At 61.2% G+C, this 16,278-nt stretch carries 17 protein-coding genes; 7 read left to right on the top strand and 10 right to left on the bottom strand.

Features of this window, described 5'->3' with window-relative positions:
• The first annotated feature begins 233 nt into the window (after window positions 1-233).
• A complete protein-coding gene (locus tag AB4O23_RS19120) occupies window positions 234-1,091 on the top strand; it encodes an SDR family oxidoreductase (protein ID WP_017529044.1) in 858 nt (285 codons plus the stop codon).
• A 17-nt stretch (window positions 1,092-1,108) separates the two neighbouring features.
• Window positions 1,109-2,902 (top strand): thiamine pyrophosphate-requiring protein, encoded by a 1,794-nt coding sequence (locus AB4O23_RS19115; protein ID WP_065879132.1) that lies wholly within the window; start codon window positions 1,109-1,111, stop codon window positions 2,900-2,902.
• A 223-nt stretch (window positions 2,903-3,125) separates the two neighbouring features.
• On the opposite strand, the gene AB4O23_RS19110 is transcribed toward AB4O23_RS19115, so the two are convergent.
• From AB4O23_RS19110 to AB4O23_RS19090, 5 genes are all read right to left on the bottom strand, one after another.
• Window positions 3,126-3,368 (bottom strand): hypothetical protein, encoded by a 243-nt coding sequence (locus AB4O23_RS19110; RefSeq protein WP_065879131.1) that lies wholly within the window; start codon window positions 3,366-3,368, stop codon window positions 3,126-3,128.
• A complete protein-coding gene (locus AB4O23_RS19105) occupies window positions 3,365-3,619 on the bottom strand; it encodes a DUF6555 family protein (RefSeq protein WP_065879130.1) in 255 nt (84 codons plus the stop codon). The genes AB4O23_RS19110 and AB4O23_RS19105 overlap by 4 nt, the downstream gene beginning before the upstream one ends.
• A 112-nt stretch (window positions 3,620-3,731) precedes the next feature.
• Complete coding sequence (locus AB4O23_RS19100) at window positions 3,732-4,013, bottom strand: hypothetical protein (RefSeq protein WP_068931813.1); 282 nt, start codon at window positions 4,011-4,013, stop codon at window positions 3,732-3,734.
• Between the two features lie 44 nt (window positions 4,014-4,057).
• Window positions 4,058-5,368 (bottom strand): SDR family oxidoreductase, encoded by a 1,311-nt coding sequence (locus tag AB4O23_RS19095; protein WP_460084613.1) that lies wholly within the window; start codon window positions 5,366-5,368, stop codon window positions 4,058-4,060.
• A gap of 85 nt (window positions 5,369-5,453) precedes the next feature.
• The gene (locus AB4O23_RS19090) at window positions 5,454-5,876 is read right to left on the bottom strand and encodes a low affinity iron permease family protein (RefSeq protein ID WP_223496686.1); all 423 of its coding nucleotides are present in this window, start codon (window positions 5,874-5,876) and stop codon (window positions 5,454-5,456) included.
• A 123-nt stretch (window positions 5,877-5,999) separates the two neighbouring features.
• Here AB4O23_RS19090 and AB4O23_RS19085 point away from each other — a divergent pair, with 123 nt between their 5' ends.
• Complete coding sequence (locus AB4O23_RS19085) at window positions 6,000-6,500, top strand: CinA family protein (RefSeq protein WP_460060265.1); 501 nt, start codon at window positions 6,000-6,002, stop codon at window positions 6,498-6,500.
• A 33-nt stretch (window positions 6,501-6,533) separates the two neighbouring features.
• Here AB4O23_RS19085 and AB4O23_RS19080 read toward each other — a convergent pair whose 3' ends face one another.
• From AB4O23_RS19080 to AB4O23_RS19060, 5 genes are all read right to left on the bottom strand, one after another.
• Window positions 6,534-6,788 (bottom strand): hypothetical protein, encoded by a 255-nt coding sequence (locus AB4O23_RS19080; RefSeq protein WP_460060264.1) that lies wholly within the window; start codon window positions 6,786-6,788, stop codon window positions 6,534-6,536.
• 203 nt (window positions 6,789-6,991) lie between these two features.
• Window positions 6,992-8,236 (bottom strand): OprD family porin, encoded by a 1,245-nt coding sequence (locus tag AB4O23_RS19075; RefSeq protein ID WP_460064001.1) that lies wholly within the window; start codon window positions 8,234-8,236, stop codon window positions 6,992-6,994.
• 95 nt (window positions 8,237-8,331) lie between these two features.
• Window positions 8,332-9,636 carry a CitMHS family transporter gene (locus AB4O23_RS19070; RefSeq protein WP_137220390.1) on the bottom strand — a complete coding sequence of 435 codons (1,305 nt, stop codon included), beginning with the start codon at window positions 9,634-9,636 and terminating at the stop codon, window positions 8,332-8,334.
• Between the two features lie 134 nt (window positions 9,637-9,770).
• Entirely contained in the window at window positions 9,771-11,084 is a 1,314-nt protein-coding gene (locus AB4O23_RS19065) for a dicarboxylate/amino acid:cation symporter (RefSeq protein ID WP_026067359.1), read from the bottom strand.
• Window positions 11,085-11,127: 43 nt separating this feature from the next.
• Window positions 11,128-12,210 carry a 4-oxalomesaconate tautomerase gene (locus AB4O23_RS19060; protein ID WP_017529056.1) on the bottom strand — a complete coding sequence of 361 codons (1,083 nt, stop codon included), beginning with the start codon at window positions 12,208-12,210 and terminating at the stop codon, window positions 11,128-11,130.
• Between the two features lie 165 nt (window positions 12,211-12,375).
• Here AB4O23_RS19060 and AB4O23_RS19055 point away from each other — a divergent pair, with 165 nt between their 5' ends.
• The 4 genes from AB4O23_RS19055 (at window position 12,376) to AB4O23_RS19040 (ending at window position 16,221) form a co-directional block, all read left to right on the top strand.
• Window positions 12,376-13,266: a LysR family transcriptional regulator gene (locus AB4O23_RS19055; RefSeq protein ID WP_460146944.1), complete on the top strand. Its 891-nt coding sequence runs from the start codon at window positions 12,376-12,378 to the stop codon at window positions 13,264-13,266.
• A 106-nt stretch (window positions 13,267-13,372) separates the two neighbouring features.
• Window positions 13,373-13,603, top strand: a complete 231-nt coding sequence (locus AB4O23_RS19050; RefSeq protein ID WP_065879122.1) for a hypothetical protein — start codon at window positions 13,373-13,375, stop codon at window positions 13,601-13,603.
• A 187-nt stretch (window positions 13,604-13,790) separates the two neighbouring features.
• Window positions 13,791-15,323 carry a sensor domain-containing diguanylate cyclase gene (locus tag AB4O23_RS19045; protein WP_135196292.1) on the top strand — a complete coding sequence of 511 codons (1,533 nt, stop codon included), beginning with the start codon at window positions 13,791-13,793 and terminating at the stop codon, window positions 15,321-15,323.
• A gap of 226 nt (window positions 15,324-15,549) precedes the next feature.
• Window positions 15,550-16,221, top strand: coding sequence for a GntR family transcriptional regulator (locus AB4O23_RS19040; protein ID WP_135196291.1), 672 nt, complete (start codon window positions 15,550-15,552; stop codon window positions 16,219-16,221).
• The last annotated feature ends 57 nt before the right edge of the window (window positions 16,222-16,278 follow it).

The raw sequence follows: 16,278 nt of genomic DNA, 5'->3' as shown, positions 1-16,278 counted from the left end.
AGTTCAAGCGTGGGGGAGGGCGCAACGGAAACGAAATATAGCTGAAAACCTACCTGTAACAGAACGCCTGCGACCTTTACCTCACGGTTGAGACGAAAAAACCTGGAAAGGTTTATCCAGACTGACGAGCGGCGCGCATGCACCTGACGGTTATCCGATTTTCTGCAAATTTGTCTGAACTAACCCTTCCGGCCCGGCCTCGCAAGAATATTCACAACCCGGAGGAACCCGCGATGAGCAACTATCCAAAACCGCCGTTCAGCCCACAGCAACAACCCGTTCCCGGTGATCAGCGCAAGATGGACCCGATGCCCGACTGCGGCGAGCAAACCTATAAAGGCTCGGGTCGGCTGGCCAACAAGATTGCCTTGGTGACCGGTGCCGACAGCGGCATCGGACGCGCCGTGGCCATTGCCTTTGCGCGCGAAGGCGCGGATGTGGCGGTGTCCTATCTGGACGAGCATGAAGACGCCAAGGAAACCGCGCGCTGGGTCGAGGCGGCAGGGCGCCAATGCCTGTTGCTGCCCGGCGATCTGGACGACGCGGCGCACTGCGCGGCGATCGTCAACGACACCGTGGAGAAGTTCGGGCGCATCGATGTGCTGGTCAACAACGCGGCCTACCAAATGACCTACGAGACGCTCGAAGACATCCCCGACGAGGATTGGCTGAAGACCTTCAATGTCAACGTCACGGCGATGTTCCGGATCTGCAAGGCCGCGCTGCCGCACATGGCCGAGGGCAGCTCGATCATCAACACCAGCTCGGTCAATTCCGATGCACCCAACCCTACCTTGTTGCCGTACGCGGCGACCAAAGGCGCGATTGCCAACTTCACCGCGGGCCTGGCGCAAATGCTTGGCAAGCGTGGGATCCGCGTCAACAGCGTAGCGCCCGGGCCGATCTGGACACCGCTGATCGTATCGACGATGACCGAAGACTCGATCAAACACTTCGGTGGCAGTACGCCCTTGGGACGCCCCGGCCAACCGGTCGAGGTGGCGCCTATCTATGTGCTGCTGGCGTCGGATGAAGGCAGCTACATCTCCGGCGAACGCTACGGCGTAACGGGTGGCAAACCGATTCTCTGATATCAGCGAGGCATCCGATGACGATGACAGTAGGCGACTTTCTGGTCGAGCGGCTCAGCCAGTGGGGCGTGACTCGTATCTTTGGCTATCCGGGTGACGGCATCAACGGCGTGTTCGGCGCCTTGCGCCGGGCCCAGGGCAAGATCGAATTCATCCAGGCCCGTCACGAAGAAATGGCCGCGTTCATGGCTTCAGCCCACGCCAAGTTCACGGGCGAGTTGGGGGTGTGCATCGCCACCTCCGGGCCGGGTGCCTCGCACCTGATCACTGGGCTGTATGACGCGCGCCTGGACCACATGCCGGTGTTGGCCATTGTCGGGCAGCAGGCGCGGGCGGCCTTGGGTGGCCATTACCAGCAGGAGCTGGACCTGGTTTCGATGTTCAAGGATGTGGCCGGGGCATTCGTGCAACAGGCCACGGTGCCCGCGCAGGTGCGCCACTTGGTGGACCGGGCCGTACGCACGGCGGTCGGCGAGCGCCGGGTGACGGCGATCATCCTGCCCAACGATGTGCAGGAGGCGGCCTATGAGCCGCCCGCCAGGGCCCACGGCACCCTGCATTCCGGCGTGGGTTATACCAAGCCGCGCATCGTGCCTTACGAGGCCGACCTGCAGCGCGCCGCCGAGGTGCTGAACGCCGGGGAGAAGGTCGCCATCCTGGTCGGCGCCGGTGCGCTGGCCGCCACCGATGAAGTGCTTGCCGTCGCCGATGCCTTGGGCGCCGGTGCGGCCAAGGCGTTGCTCGGCAAGGCCGTGTTGCCGGATGACTGGCCCTGGGTGACCGGTAGCATCGGCCTGCTGGGCACCGAGCCCAGCTACAAACTGATGACCCAGTGCGACACCTTGCTGATGATCGGTTCGGGCTTTCCCTATGCCGAGTTCCTACCCAGGGAAGGCCAGGCGCGTGGCGTGCAGATCGATCTGCAACCCGACATGCTGAGCCTGCGTTATCCCATGGAGGTGAACCTGCTCGGCGATGCCGCCGAAACCCTTTCGGCGTTATTGCCCTTGCTCAAGCGCAAGACCTCGCGCAAATGGCGCAAGCAGGTCGAGGGCTGGCGTGCCACGTGGGATAAAACCCTGGAGAAACGCGCCCTGGCCAAGGCCACGCCGATCAACCCGCAACGGGTGGTGCACGAGCTGTCGCCGCGCTTGCCCGACCACGCCATCATCACCAGCGACTCGGGCTCATGCGCCAACTGGTTTGCCCGCGACCTGAAGATTCGTCGTGGCATGCAATGTTCGCTGTCCGGCGGCCTGGCCTCCATGGGCGCGGCCGTGCCTTATGCCATCGCGGCCAAGTTCGCTCATCCGCACAGCACCGTGATTGCCCTGGTGGGCGACGGCGCAATGCAGATGAACAACATGGCCGAGCTGATCACGGTGGCCAAATATTGGCGGCAATGGCAAAGCCCGCAATGGATCTGTGCGGTGTTCAACAATGAAGACCTGAACCAGGTCACGTGGGAGCAGCGCGTGATGGAAGGCGACCCCAAGTTCGAAGCTTCGCAGGCTATCCCGGATGTGCCCTACCACCTGTTTGCGATTTCGCTTGGGCTCAAGGGCATTTTTGTCGAGCGCGAGGAGCAGGTGGCCGCCGCGTGGGAGCAGGCCCTGGCCGCGCAAGTGCCGGTGTTGATCGAGTTCAAGACCGACCCCAACGTGCCGCCGTTGCCGCCGCATATCAAACTGGAGCAGGCGAAGAAATTCGCCACCACGTTGCTCAAAGGCGATCCGGATGAAGCGGGCGTCATTGTACAAACCGCCAAGCAAGTGCTGGCCGGCGTACTGCCGGGAGGCGGGCGGAAATAAAAGGCAGGTGCCAGGATGAATCAGCGAACACGCCGCAACCAGGCGCAACCCGAGCAAAAGGTGCGTCCCGAAACGGCTAAACGAAACGGTACACCGCAAGACGAAGCGGCCGACCGCCCAGCTGACGCGCACGTCGATCAGGGCGGTGTGGCCCCTGGTGGTCCTTCGAAAGATCCCGAGTCGGGGGCCTGACTCTCAGCCCTGCCTTGCGCAGGGCTGACGCTCACTTGTTGCGCATCGCGCGTCGGACGCGCATCCAGTCTCGATACGCTGCGGTGCGTTGCGCATCGGCAATTTTCTTGGCTTCGAGAAAGCGCGCCCAGGTCGCCGCATCGCCGCTGTAGGACTCGATGATCTGGTACGCCTGTGCGTCCAGTCGGTCGGCCTCGAAAAACATCTTGGCGTTGTGCGCCATCTCCTCGTCCCACATTTGTCTGGTCGTGTAATCAAGAGTCTGGCTGTTCATTGTGTGAGGCCCTCCGCCCACTGGATCTCTTCGGAGCCGCTCCAGCGCACATCCGTGATGCCATATTTTTCCGCCATCGGTTTGGACACACGCTTGAGGGTGTGTTGACCAAACCTGGGTATGACTGCCACACCGGCATCGCAACTGGCCCAATGCCATGCTTGGGCATTGTTCATCTGCGCCGCACGCACGATGAAGGACTTGGGCTCACCATGGAGCTGATACCGGATAGTGAATAAGTTGTGTTTCACGAGACCTCCTTATGCTCATGAACTACAGATATTTGGCGCCAACGAAGATTCAAAAAAGTTGTTCGACAAACCGATGGCCGAGCCGGCGGGCTTATCCAGGGCCGGGAATGTCTCAGTCATCCACCGTGAAGGTTACCCAGCCCTGGCCTTCAGCCGGCCGTTGCAGGTCGACGATGACACCGCTGACGGACGTGCCATCCGGCAGGTTGACGGTGACCACGTTAGGGTTGCCCGGCCACTGAAGGGGCGCATCGAACTTCAGGGTGGCAATGGTCGGTTTCTCTGAGCGGCTCAGGTGGATACCCACGTCGGCATTCAGACATTCATCCGATGGCGTTCCCAGATGGCGTGACGCGGTGATAACACTGGCAGAACCTTGGTAATCGTAAGACATGCGGGTACCTCCAATAACAAAGGAGGGGGCGGTTGCCCCCTGATTTATGGGCGACGCTTATGGTTCGCTTGATAGTTGCGCGCCACCGCAAAGCCGCCGACCAGCAACGCGGCGCCTGCGGCCACGAGCCAATAGGGTGGATGGCCGGCTTGTCGCCAGCCCCCTTCGACGCGACGTTCGCCGGTGGCAGGAGCGAATAGATTGCCCGACGACGTCGCGCAGCGGGGGCTGCGATTGAGGCCGAAGCGGGTAAGCCAACCGGACAGTTGCGGGAAGGCCGGGAGCACCAAGTTGGCGATTCGAGCAACGGTGGCGGCAGCGCCCACGGTGGTGCTTTTGCGCGGTTGCAGCGCACAGGTCACCATCGCTTGCGCCACACGATGGGGGTCGTACACCGGTGGCGGCGGCTTCAAGGCGTGGCCGGTAAAGTTGCCGCCGTCCCGAAAGCCCGGAGTGTCCATCACCGCTGGGTAAATGTCGCAGACGTGAATGTCCGGGAAACCCACCAGTTCGCCGCGCAGCGCTTGCGTCAAGCCCCGCAAGCCGTACTTGCTCGCTGAATAGGCGGCGGCGTAGGGCTGGGCGACCCAGCTTCCCAGCGACAGTGTATTGATCAGGATCCCGCTGTTCTGCGCCTTGAAATAAGGCCATGCCGCGTAGGCGCCTCGCAGGTAACCCAGCAGGTCCGTTTGCAGCACCTGCTCGTGAGCTTCCAGCGGGGTGTTTTCGAAGTTGCCCACCGCGCCGACACCGGCATTGTTGATCCAGATATCGATGCGGCCATTGCCAAAGGCAGCGGCCTGTTCGGCCAAGGCCAGCATCTGATCGTTGCGGGTTACATCGGTTTTAACCGCAATCGCCTCGGCACCGCGCACCGCACATTCCTCGACCACCTCGTCCAGGGCCGCCTGGTCGCGGGCGGCCAGGACCAGTCGGGTGTTTTGCTCGGCAAATGCATGGGCGGCGGCGCGTCCGATGCCACTGGAGGCACCGGTGATCACCACCGTTTTGCCGTGCAGTCGGCCGTGGTGTTTTTGCATGACCGGCGCTGGGGCCGGTGGATCCTGCGGCGCGTGCACCGGCACCGGGCGCAGCTTCAGCCGAGCACCATCGTGCAACACCAGGGTCAGGTCTTCGACCGTGCCGGCAACGCGGTCGGGGAACACCGGCTCGCCTGTGGCATCGAGTTCGTCGTAGATAAACGTCTGGCCTTCCAGCCAGCCGACCGCCGTCATCAGTTCGGGGCCCAGGTAATATTTTCCATCCAGGAAAAAACCACCAAAGTTCTTCGTTCGTTCCTGGTTCTCTACTGCGTAGCGTTCGCCAGGTCTCATTCCGGTTGCTGAGTCAATCATGAAGGCATCCTCCGTTCGCGGGTCCTGCGATAGAGGCGGGCCTGCAAATGATCGTTCAATTCAAATGACCGAAGGAGGCTGGCATTCAATGTTGCTGATCGTGGCTGGCCACCCGCGCTGCGGCGTCGTCCTGCGCCTTGGGCAGGTTCTCGCCAGCGGGGTCGTTCTGGCCCAGCGCGCTGTACTGCTCGCGCAGTTTCTTGAGCTCTTGCGCGCCCAGCTTATCCAGGGACAAGACCGTGTTGTGCGCTTCCTTGGTGGCACGGATCAACTCATCGAGCTTCAAATGCAGAATGTCGTTGTCGCGGTTCTGCGTGTTCTGGATCAAAAAAACCATCAAGAACGTGATGATCGTGGTCGAGGTATTGATGATCAGTTGCCAGGTATCGTCGTAGTGGAAGTATGGCCCCGTGAGCGCCCAGACGGCGATCAGCGTTACAGCCACGACGAAGGTTTTTGGGCTGCCGGCCCGGTTGGAAAGTGCTTGGCAAAATTTGGTGAAGTTCATGATGGAATCCCTCTGTTGTGGTCTTTTGTAGACCGCAGCAAAATCTCGAAATTCTTTTTTACAAACCCGCCGGGCTTTACCAGAATCAATCAGGAAAATGCCCTTCGCGCAGGAGTCATGAGCATGTCGGTAGCCACGTCCACCATCGATTACCTTAAACATAATCAATTGGTTATCACCACGGCCGAGTCATGCACGGCCGGCAGAGTCATCGCGTTGCTGTCGCAGGTCGAGGGCGCGGGTTCATGCATCGAAAGCGGCTACGTGGTCTATTCGCCGCAAGCCAAACAACGCTTATTGAAGGTACGCGCGTACACCCTGGAAACGTTCAACCTGACCAGTTGCGAGGTGGCTCAAGAGATGGCTTGCGGCGCTCTGCGCGATAGCCCAGCGGATGTTGCCATCGCGACGACGGGGCTACTGGGCCCGGACGCGGTTGACGGCATCCCGCCCGGCACCGTGTGTTTTGCGTGGGCCTTTCGCACCGAACGCGGGCTGAGTGTGTTCAGTCGAAAAGAGCGCTTCATGGGCGGGCGTGAGCACGTTCAACAGGCCGCATCGGAGCATGCCTTGAAATGGCTGGCGCATTTTCATCAACGCGCCCTGGCAGGTGAACAGGCTTAGCGCTTCGACGAGCGGGGCCCGGCCTTGAAACCGTTACCCCGCAGATGACCGTCGGGACGACTGCCTGGACATGACCATTTCTTCGAGTATTTCCCGGGTGAGCCGGTTGATTCCCGATGGGCCGTGATAGTGCGCGCGTTGGATATTGGCGATGGTGAACTGCTCGGCATCATGCGCCAACACCGTAACCGACAGACTGCTGTCCGGGTTGATCGCGCATTTGACCGTGCAGTTGGGCAGGCGCGCCGACAGCGCCGCTTCAATTTCTGCTTTCGTTAACGTGTCCATTAATTCACCGGGGCAAGAAGTCGGAACACGACAAGGCTAGCGCAGAAAACCGCTGCGTAAATACTGGCGAGATAGTGGCTGTTCTGGTCGACGCGCCGCGTTTAAGTGCACAAGCAACCTGAGCTGGCTGATCGGTTGGCCGGGGGAGTGCAACGCGACCCCGGCCAGTGGGCAAAAACGCCTGAAGCCCATCGTTTATTGAACTACCACAGGGCAATGTCATAGGTCAGGTAGAGGCGGTTGCTGTCGCGGCCCCGTGAGAACTCGGAGCGGTAGACATAGTTGCGCATGCGCACACCCAGCCCCTTGAACGTGCCGGCCTGCACAACGTAGGCCAGCTCGGCGTCACGCTCCCATTCCTTGACTGTTGTGGTGGACTTGCCGTCATTGCCGCTCAGGTAGCGTGCGGAGAAGGTCAGGCCCGGCACGCCGACGGCGGCGAAGTTGTAGCCGTAGTTGAGCATCCAGGTCTTCTCGTCCTCCTCGATGAACTTGCCGATACCGGCGTTGCTGAACGAGTACACGGTGGCACCGCTGATGTAGGGCAAACCGGCATCGCCGCGCAGGGTCTGGTAGCCGCCGCCGAGCGTATGCCCAGCGATTGCGTAGGACAATTGACCGCTGAGCAGGTCATTGTCGATTTTGCCTGCGTACGCCGAGCCGCTATCAACGCTGTTGAAGTAGCGCAGGTCGGCGGTCAGCACGCCACCGGCCAACGGCAGGTCGTGCTGGATACCGGCGAAGTTCTGTCGGTAGAAATTTTCGAGTTCGCCGTAGAAATAGCTCAGACGGGTGCTCTTGCCCCATTTGTATTCGGCGCCGGCGTAGTTGAAGTCCCCTGACTTTTCGCCGCTGTAGCCATCCGGCACGATCGGCACGCTGTCGGTGGAGTCGCGCAACTTGAAGCGGTCCAGGTGCCCGCCGGTGACGATCAGGTTCTCGATGTCGGTGCTAGTGACCTGGGTACCCTGGTAGGTCTGTGGCAATAAGCGTGCGTCGTTGTAAATCAGCACCGGGGTCTTGGGCAGCAGGGTGCCGTACTTGACGGTGGTTTTGGCGAACCGGGCTTTGACGGTGGCGCCGGCGCTGGCAAATTCACCGGCCGCGCGGCCGTCATCATGCACCGGCATCAGCCCCGTGCCGCTGCGACCGCGCCCTGAATCGAGCTTGACGCCATAGAGCCCCAGGGCATCCACGCCCACACCGAGGGTGCCTGCGGTGAACCCGGACTGATAGTCCAGCAGGAAACCCTGTGCCCATTCGGTGCGCTCGCTTTTTGCCGTCCTCGCGGCCCGTGCGCTCATGCCGTGTTCGTCGCGAAAGTGCTCGTTGAAATACACATTGCGCAGTTGCAGCTTGAGCTTGCTGTCATCAATAAAGCCTTCGGCATTGGCACCGGCGAGGGGGGCCAGGCCGAACGCGCAAAAAAGGGCCCGACGGGTATACATAGGGTTCATGGCAAACGTCTCGTTGTTGTTATTCGGCGTACAGGGCAACACGCGCCTCGTAAGCGAGGCGCGCTGGAAGGCTGCAGGGAGATGAATCAGGTAAACAGGCTGATGGCCCCGGTGAGCAAGGCCAGCGCGGTCACCACCAGGGAGGTCAGCACCGCCCATTTGACGGTGGCTTTCTGGAAGTCGCCGATATCACGGTCGACCATGCCCACCAGCAACAGGGTCGAGGCGACCAGCGGGCTCATCAGGTGCACCGGTTGCCCGAGGATCGAGGCCCGGGCAATTTCCACCGGGGCGATGCCGTATGCCGCCGCGGCATTGGCCAGGATCGGTACCACGCCAAAATAGTAGGCGTCATTGGACAGCACGAAGGTCAGCGGCATGCTGGTGATCGCGACCACCAGCGGAAACAGGTGGCCCCAGGACGGCGGAATCCAGTCGACCAGGGTCTGCGCCAGGGCGTCGACCATCTTGGTGCCGGAAAAAATCCCGGCAAAGATCCCGGCGGCAAATACCAGCAGCACCACCGTCATCGCGTTGCCCGAGTGCGCCAGGATGCGTTCTTTCTGAATGTCCAATTGCGGGTAGTTAATCATCAGCGCGAGCACGAAGCCGATCAGGAACAGGATCGCCGAGTGCATGAGGCCCATCACCAGCGCGACCATCACTGCAACCACCAGCGCCAGGTTGACGTAGGCGAGTTTCGGACGCTTGTGAGGGGTGTTTTCAAGAATGGCGTTGATGTAGCAATCGCCGCCACCGCTTTGCAGTTGCACGTTGCCGATACGCTTGCGCTCGGCCCGCCCCAGTATGAAGGCGGTGAACACCACCCACATGGCGCCGCCGATCATCGTTGGCAGCAACGGCACGAAGTATTCGCCGGCATCCAGGCCCAACGCGGCGATGGCCCGGGTCGCGGGGCCGCCCCAAGGCGTCATGCCGCTCATGATGCTCAACGACAGCATGGAGATGGTCGCCAGGATCATCGGGTTCATGCCGATGCGCTTATACAGCGGCAGCATCGCCGCGCAGGTAATCATGTAGGTAGTGGTGCCGTCGCCGTCCAGAGCCACCAGCAATGACAGCAGCGCCGTGCCCACCGCGATTTTCATCGGGTCGCCGTTGACGCGCTTGAGGATTTTGCGGATCAGCGGGTCGAACAACCCCGCGTCGATCATCAGGCCAAAGAACAGGATGGCAAACAGCAGCAAGGCGGCGGACGGCGCGACCATTTTCAGGCCGTCGAGCATCATCTTGCCGGTGGTGCCGCCGAAACCGCCAATCACCGCGAAGACGATGGGCACCACGGTGAGCGCGACGATCGGCGACAACCGCTTCGTCATGATGAGGACGGTGAATACGACCACCATGGCCAGGCCAAGGAAAGCGAGCATAGGACGAGTCTCTTGTTGTTATCGTAAGAATGGCTGACGCCGAGGCGCACGGGCCCTTGCCCGCCAGGCGGCACAATGGCGCCTGGCGGGGAGGGGGGCTCGGTCAAGTCAGGGGTAGGTGTTTGCGGTTGGCGCTAGACGCGTTTGGCGACCTTCAGGTCTTCCCAGGCTTCTGCCTGGGCCGCATCGGGCTTTGCGTCGAGCATTCGCGCCAGCGTTTCGCGGTTGCAGGCATTTTCAGACATCGACATCACCACCGTCGCGACCGCGTTGCTGGCCAGGCTGGTCAGGGCCCGCGCTTCAGACATGAAGCGGTCAACGCCGATCAGCAACGCCAGGCCGGCCAAGGGGATGTCGTGAATGACCGTCAGGGTCGACGCGAGTGCCACGAACCCGCTGCCGGTCACGCCGGCCGCGCCCTTGGAGGACAGCAGCATGATCGCCAGCATGGTAATGACCTGCGTCAGGCTCAGGTCAATGTTGCAGGCCTGGGCAATGAAAATCGCCGCCAGCGACAGGTAGATAGCCGTGCCGTCCAGGTTGAACGAGTAGCCGGTGGGCAGCACCAGGCCCACCACGCCTTTCTTGCACCCCAGCGCTTCGAGTTTCTCCAGCATGCGCGGCATGACGGGTTCCGTGGACGACGTGCCGAGTACCACCAGGAACTCTTCGCGAAAGTAACGCAGCAGTTTCCACAGGCTGAAACCGTTGGCGCGGCAAACGCTGCCCAGTACGACGAATACGAAGAAGCCGCAGGCGATGTACAAGGTCATGATCAGCTTGGCCAGCGAGCCCAGCGAGGTGATGCCGTACTGGCCGACGGTGAACGCCAAGGCGCCGAAAGCACCGACCGGCGCAAAACGCATCAGGTAGGCGAAGATCTTGAACACCATGTGCGAGGCGGATTCGAGTACGTCGAGCACCGGCTTGCCACGTTCGCCCAGTGACGACAACGCAAAACCGGACAACACCGCGATAAACAGCACCGGCAGCACTTCCCCTTTACTGAAGGCACCGATAAAGGTGTCGGGGATGATGTGCATGAAAAACTCCACCACCCCAAGCTTCGCGGCCGACTCGGTGTACTGGGCCAGGCCCTTGGTACTCAGTTGGCTGGGGTCGATGTTCATGCCGGCACCCGGCTGGAACACGTACACCGCCACCAGCCCGATCACCAGGCTGATCACCGTGAGCCCGAAGAACAGCAGCATGGTTTTGCTGAGCAGGCGGCCGAGCGAGCGTTTGTCGCTCATCCCGGCGATGCCGGTGACGATGGTGCAGAACACCACGGGGGCAATCATCATCTTGATCAGCTTGATGAACGCATCACCCAGCGGTTTGAGGGCAATGGCCTGCTGGGCCCAGAAGTGTCCGACCACGATGCCCAACACCACGGCGCAGAGAATCTGGAAGTAGAGCGATTTAACAACTTTCATGGCATCACCCATTTTTAGAATTGTGCGGATGCAAAAATGCCAACGGCCGCCGAGATTATCCGGCGAGGCGCTGCGAGTCCGTGGCATAGACGTAGCCGGAAAAAAGCCTGCGCGCAGTCCGTACGACGGAAGCCTGGATGGTCTCACCCTTGACGCCGGTGTAGGACAATACAACATCAATCCCGCCGCTGGGGTGCTCGATACGCACCGCCTCCAGGCGCGGCGTACTGACCCCGCCGAGCATCTGCGCGACGATGCTGCCGTCTGCCACGCAGGCGGTGGCCAAACCAATCGAGCCGGTAATGGCCAGGGCGCGGTGGCAGTTATGCGGCATGAAGTAGCGGACCTGGATCGTACCGCCGGCTTTGGCCGGCGAAACCAGTACCGGCTTGGGAATCACTTTGTCGCTGACATCGCCCAGGCCCATGGCCAGGCCGGCCTTGAGCCGCAATGACTCGAGGCGGCGCAGGAAGTCTTTATCGGCGTCCAGTTCAGCCGGGCTTTCATCGCCACGCTTGCCCAGTTGGCTGGCTTGGATCAGCACCATCGGCATTGCCATGTCGATGCAGGTCACCGCGATGCCTTCGATCACGTCTTGCGTGTTGCCGGTGGGGAAGAGTTTGCCGGTCTTGCTGCCGGCTGCGTCGAGGAACGTCAATTGCACCGGTGCTGCGGTGCCGGGCACGCCGTCGATGGCGGTGTCGCCTTCATAACTGACTTTACCTTCCGGTGTGTACACCTCGGAATGGATAAAGGTGCCCGTGTTGACGTTGCGAATGCGTACCCGGGTGCGCCCCGGCGTGCCTTTGACCAGGCCCTGTTCGATGGCGAACGGGCCGACGGCGCACAGCATATTGCCGCAGTTGGGCGCGCTGTCGACCCGGCGTTGCGACACCATCACTTGAACGAACAGGTAATCCACGTCTGCGTCCGGGTGCAGCGACGGGCTGACAATCGCCACCTTGCTGGTTTGCGGGCTGCCACCACCGATACCGTCGATCTCCAGCTCGTGGCCGGAGCCCATCAGGTTAAGCAGCAGTTCGTCACGGGCCTCAATGGCCGCCGGCAAATCCCAGTCGAGAAAAACCGGGCCTTTGGAGGTGCCACCGCGCATCAGCACACAGGGAATTCTTTGCATGGGACTGACTCTTGTTGATCAATCGAGGTAATTGATGCTCTGGAGGCAAGAGTCTCAAGCTTTCAGAAATGTTTCCAATGCAAAGATTGACGGGATTATTGCGTTTGACGAATGAAAAATGTGCGCTAAATTACCTCCCGTCGCCCTCTGCCGATGAGAACAGCCATGGACTATGAGCTCAACGATATTCGATCTTTCGTGAAGATCGCCGAACTGGGCAGCTTCCACGAAGCCGCCGATGCATTGCACCTGTCGCAACCCGCGCTCAGCCGCCGCATTAAAAAACTCGAGGAAGGGTTGGGCACCGCATTGCTTGATCGCACCACGCGCAAGGTCAGCCTCACGAGCGTCGGCCGCGACTTTCTGCCCAAGGCGCGCCGCCTGCTGGATGACTTCGACGAGTCGATTCTCAACATCCGCGAACTCGCCGAGCGCCAGATCGGCCGGGTCACCCTGGCGTGTATCCCGACGGCCGCGTTCTATTTCCTGCCGTCGGTGATTCGCCTGTACAACGAGCGCTACCCGAAAATCCGCATCCGCCTGTTGGACTTGAGCGCCAACGAGGGGCTTGAAGCGGTGCTGCGCGGGGAGGCCGATTTCGGTATCAACATGATGAGTGGCCAACACCCGGATATCGAATTCGTACCCTTGGTGATAGAGCCGTTCGTGCTGGCCTGCCGGCGTGATCATGAGTTGGCCGGGCGCACGTCGGTCACCTGGTCTGAACTGAGCGATTACCGCCTGATCGGAGTCGGGCGCCTGAGCGGCAACCGCATGCTGCTGGATCACGCCCTGTCTGGCTTGAGCTGGCGCCCGCAGTGGTTTTACGAGGTGCAACACCTCTCGACGTCGCTGGACCTGGTGGAAGCCGGGCTGGGCGTTTCGGCGATGCCAAGCCTGGCCATGCCTTCCCACGATCACCCGACCTTGGTCAGCGTGCCGCTCATCGAACCCGTGGTGAACCGTTCGTTGGGCCTGGTTTACCGGCGCGGGGCATCACTGTCGCCGGCGGCGGAAAAATTCGTTTCGATACTGCTTGAACAATGGCCGCAATAGTCACCGGTTAAAGGCATTGCGCCCATGCCATTCGTCCTTTTCGTTGCACTTGGTCTTCAGCGGTCGCTCCAAACGGGTTCCTATCCTGTGAACTGGAGATTTTTCCATGAAACATGAGCCATCCAACCAACAGTACCGGCCCGTTGAAGAAGCTGGCACACCCAACGAAGACGGCTGCGTGATCGGTACAGCCGGCCGTGACGAAGACCCTAACGCGACAACCGATTGGGACCACCCCGAGAGCGGTCCTCCCGCGGGCGAAGACAGCGCCAAGCCTGCCAACGGCACTCCCGGGATTGACCGCGTGCCCTCGTCCGATAACGACGCAGCTGACTGAACGTCAGGCGTCGCTTGGCCTGGAGCATGCGTTGAGTCCGATCAATAAGGGGGTGCGAGCACGCACTCTGTTGCTGCGGCCGCGTCGCACTGCTTGTATGCTCGCGCCTGGGAACACGTGGCCACCGTAAAGTGCCGATGTTCAAATGATGGCTGGAATGGAAACCGGACTTCCTTAAGGTACTGATGTGAAGCGTGATACCCGCCTTGTAATGCTCTTGCTGCTGATGATTGGCTGCTCGCTGACTTCGCTGACAGTCTGGAAAATCCTGTCGTCCCGTGAGCGGGCGCTGGCCGAGGTAGACGTTCATGGCTTGAACCTGACCCAGGCACTGAACACCTACACCGAAGGCGTCGTGCGGCAAAGCTCGCTGTTGTTGCTCGGGCTGGTCGAGCGCCTGGAAACCGAAGGCGATGGCCCGGCGCAGATCCAGCGAATCAGTGCGCTGATCAACCGCAAGCTGCCCTTGATGCCGCAGCTCAGTGGCATCACGCTCTATGACAATCAGGGGCGCTGGTTGATGTCGTCCAACCGGCCGATTCCGGTGGGGGCCAACAGCCGCGACCGTGCTTATTTCATTCACCATCGCGACGATCCCAGCCGTGAGCCGTTTATTGGCCCGCCGATCCAGAGCCGTTCCAATCGGGAGTGGGTGATCACCATCAGCCGTCGCTTCAATGACGCTCAGGGGCAGTTCGCCGGGGTGGTGGCCGTGACGCTGGGGGTGGAGAATTTCTTGCGCGTGTTTGGCAAAATTGACGTCGGCCGGGACGGCGCCATTGGTTTGTCCTACACCGATGGCACCTTGTTGGTGCGCTATCCCTTCCGCGAGCAGGACATGGGCCGCAACTTTTCCAAGTCGCCGATCTATGCCAAATACCTGGTCGAGCAATCCGTAGGCACCGCCTCGTACACCTCCAGCCTGGATGGCGTGGAGCGGCTGTATGCGTATCGCAAAAGCGAAACCTTGCCACTGATCACCACCGTGGCGTTGGGCAAGGACGAAGCGCTCGCCGCATGGCGCACCGAGGCGGCGCTATCGGCGGTGGTGGTGGCGGGGCTTTTGGGGTTGACCGGGCTGATCGGCTGGCTCCTGCTGCTGGACATACGCCGACGCACCCTCGCGGAAGCGGCGTTGCACATCGCTCAGCAACAATTGCTTGAGTCGAACCGGCAACTGGAACTGTTGGCGATGAAGGATGCGCTGACCGGCCTGGCGAACCGGCGCTGTTTCGATGAAACACTGGCGGTGGAAGCACGCCGGGCACAGCGCGACGGTTTACCGCTGGCCTTGCTGATGATCGATATCGACCACTTCAAGCGGTTCAACGATGCGCTCGGCCACGTTGCCGGCGATGCCTGTCTGCAAGCGGTCGCCACGCTATTGCAAGCGTGTGTGCGACGCCCGTCCGACCTGGTCGCACGTTACGGCGGCGAGGAAATGGCAATCATCATGCCCGCGACCGGCAGCCAGGGCGCAGAGGTGGTGGCGCAATTGATACTCGACCGTCTGCACCAGGAAAACATTCCCCATCCGGGCAGCCCGTTTGCGCGCGTGAGTGTGAGCATTGGCATTGCTACGGCGACTGGCGCGCAGTTGCAGCCGGTGCTCGGGTTTGTCGAAGCCGCCGATCAGTCGCTTTACCGCGCCAAAGCGGCGGGCCGCAATCGGTTTTTCCTGCAGGGCGACACCCCAAAAGGCGAGCCACTCGCGAGCTAACTGCGCTAGCCCGTCCAGTGCTCACCCGCTACTTTGCGGCACAGAAACGGGCAGTCGCTGTGCCATTAGGTAGCACGTAGCGCGCCCTTCGGTTGCCATCTCTGCTGCGAATAAACGAACGAATCCATTCAAATCAGCCGCTTAACGCGGCGCTGGGTCGGCTGGCACAGATTCTGCTTTATTGTATCCGTGGATAATTGGATACAAAAATACAGAGATCCCGCCCATGCAATTTGCTCCCGCTTACATTGACCGTCGACAGCCCCTCACTGCCGAGGAGGAGGCCTACAACTTCCTGCTCGACGCCATCTGCGGCGGCCGCTACCGCAAAGGTGATCGGTTGATCGCCGAGGACATCGCCAGCGAGATCGGCATGAGCCGCATGCCGGTGCGCGAAGCGTTTCGGCGCCTGGATGCCCAGGGCCTGGTAACCCTGCGTCCCAACCGCGGCGCGATTGTCAGTGGCCTGGATATCGAAGAACTGCACGAGGTGTTCGAGATGCGTAGCGCTCTTGAAGGCTTGGCGGTGCGGGTTGCCGTCGGGCGCATCGGTGAGCGCCAACTGGCCGCGTTGGAGCGTCTGCTGGACGAAATGGATGACTACCGCGACGAGAGCGCCGCGTGGGTCCGCTGCCACCGCGCCTTCCACGAGTACCTGTGCAGCCTCAGCGGCCGCCCGCGCCTGATGAAGCAGATATCGGCGCTGTATTCGCTGGTGGAGGCGCCCATGCGCTTGTGGCTGCAGCACAGCGAAAAACCCCTCAGCGCGCGTCAGGAACATGCCGTGATTCTTGATGCGATTCGCGCCGGCGACGCCGCTCGCGCCGAAGCCGTGGTGCGCGAGCACATCGAAGGCACGGTGCCGGCGCTGATTCAATTTCTGCAATCCGAACACTAAGAAAGCTGTCGTGTTTTGACGTTGTGTCCTGCCCCGTTATTCAACGAACTGGAGTGT

The sequence above is a fragment of the Pseudomonas sp. H2_A10 genome, from assembly GCF_054680085.1.
The sequence above is the reverse complement of the archived record's forward strand: the minus strand, read 5'-3'. Positions and strand labels throughout refer to the sequence as shown.

Excerpts from the sequence above, each read along its gene's own strand:
- AB4O23_RS19100 (WP_068931813.1), bottom strand. The coding sequence starts at position 4,013 with ATGTCTTACGATTACCAAGGTTCTGCCAGTGTTATCACCGCGTCACGC.
- AB4O23_RS19085 (WP_460060265.1), top strand. The coding sequence starts at position 6,000 with ATGTCGGTAGCCACGTCCACCATCGATTACCTTAAACATAATCAATTG.
- AB4O23_RS19060 (WP_017529056.1), bottom strand. The coding sequence starts at position 12,210 with ATGCAAAGAATTCCCTGTGTGCTGATGCGCGGTGGCACCTCCAAAGGC.
- AB4O23_RS19040 (WP_135196291.1), top strand. The coding sequence starts at position 15,550 with ATGCAATTTGCTCCCGCTTACATTGACCGTCGACAGCCCCTCACTGCC.
- AB4O23_RS19080 (WP_460060264.1), bottom strand. The coding sequence starts at position 6,788 with ATGGACACGTTAACGAAAGCAGAAATTGAAGCGGCGCTGTCGGCGCGC.
- AB4O23_RS19075 (WP_460064001.1), bottom strand. The coding sequence starts at position 8,236 with ATGTATACCCGTCGGGCCCTTTTTTGCGCGTTCGGCCTGGCCCCCCTC.
- AB4O23_RS19070 (WP_137220390.1), bottom strand. The coding sequence starts at position 9,636 with ATGCTCGCTTTCCTTGGCCTGGCCATGGTGGTCGTATTCACCGTCCTC.
- AB4O23_RS19090 (WP_223496686.1), bottom strand. The coding sequence starts at position 5,876 with ATGAACTTCACCAAATTTTGCCAAGCACTTTCCAACCGGGCCGGCAGC.
- AB4O23_RS19055 (WP_460146944.1), top strand. The coding sequence starts at position 12,376 with ATGGACTATGAGCTCAACGATATTCGATCTTTCGTGAAGATCGCCGAA.
- AB4O23_RS19110 (WP_065879131.1), bottom strand. The coding sequence starts at position 3,368 with ATGAACAGCCAGACTCTTGATTACACGACCAGACAAATGTGGGACGAG.
- AB4O23_RS19115 (WP_065879132.1), top strand. The coding sequence starts at position 1,109 with ATGACGATGACAGTAGGCGACTTTCTGGTCGAGCGGCTCAGCCAGTGG.
- AB4O23_RS19050 (WP_065879122.1), top strand. The coding sequence starts at position 13,373 with ATGAAACATGAGCCATCCAACCAACAGTACCGGCCCGTTGAAGAAGCT.
- AB4O23_RS19065 (WP_026067359.1), bottom strand. The coding sequence starts at position 11,084 with ATGGGTGATGCCATGAAAGTTGTTAAATCGCTCTACTTCCAGATTCTC.
- AB4O23_RS19120 (WP_017529044.1), top strand. The coding sequence starts at position 234 with ATGAGCAACTATCCAAAACCGCCGTTCAGCCCACAGCAACAACCCGTT.
- AB4O23_RS19095 (WP_460084613.1), bottom strand. The coding sequence starts at position 5,368 with ATGATTGACTCAGCAACCGGAATGAGACCTGGCGAACGCTACGCAGTA.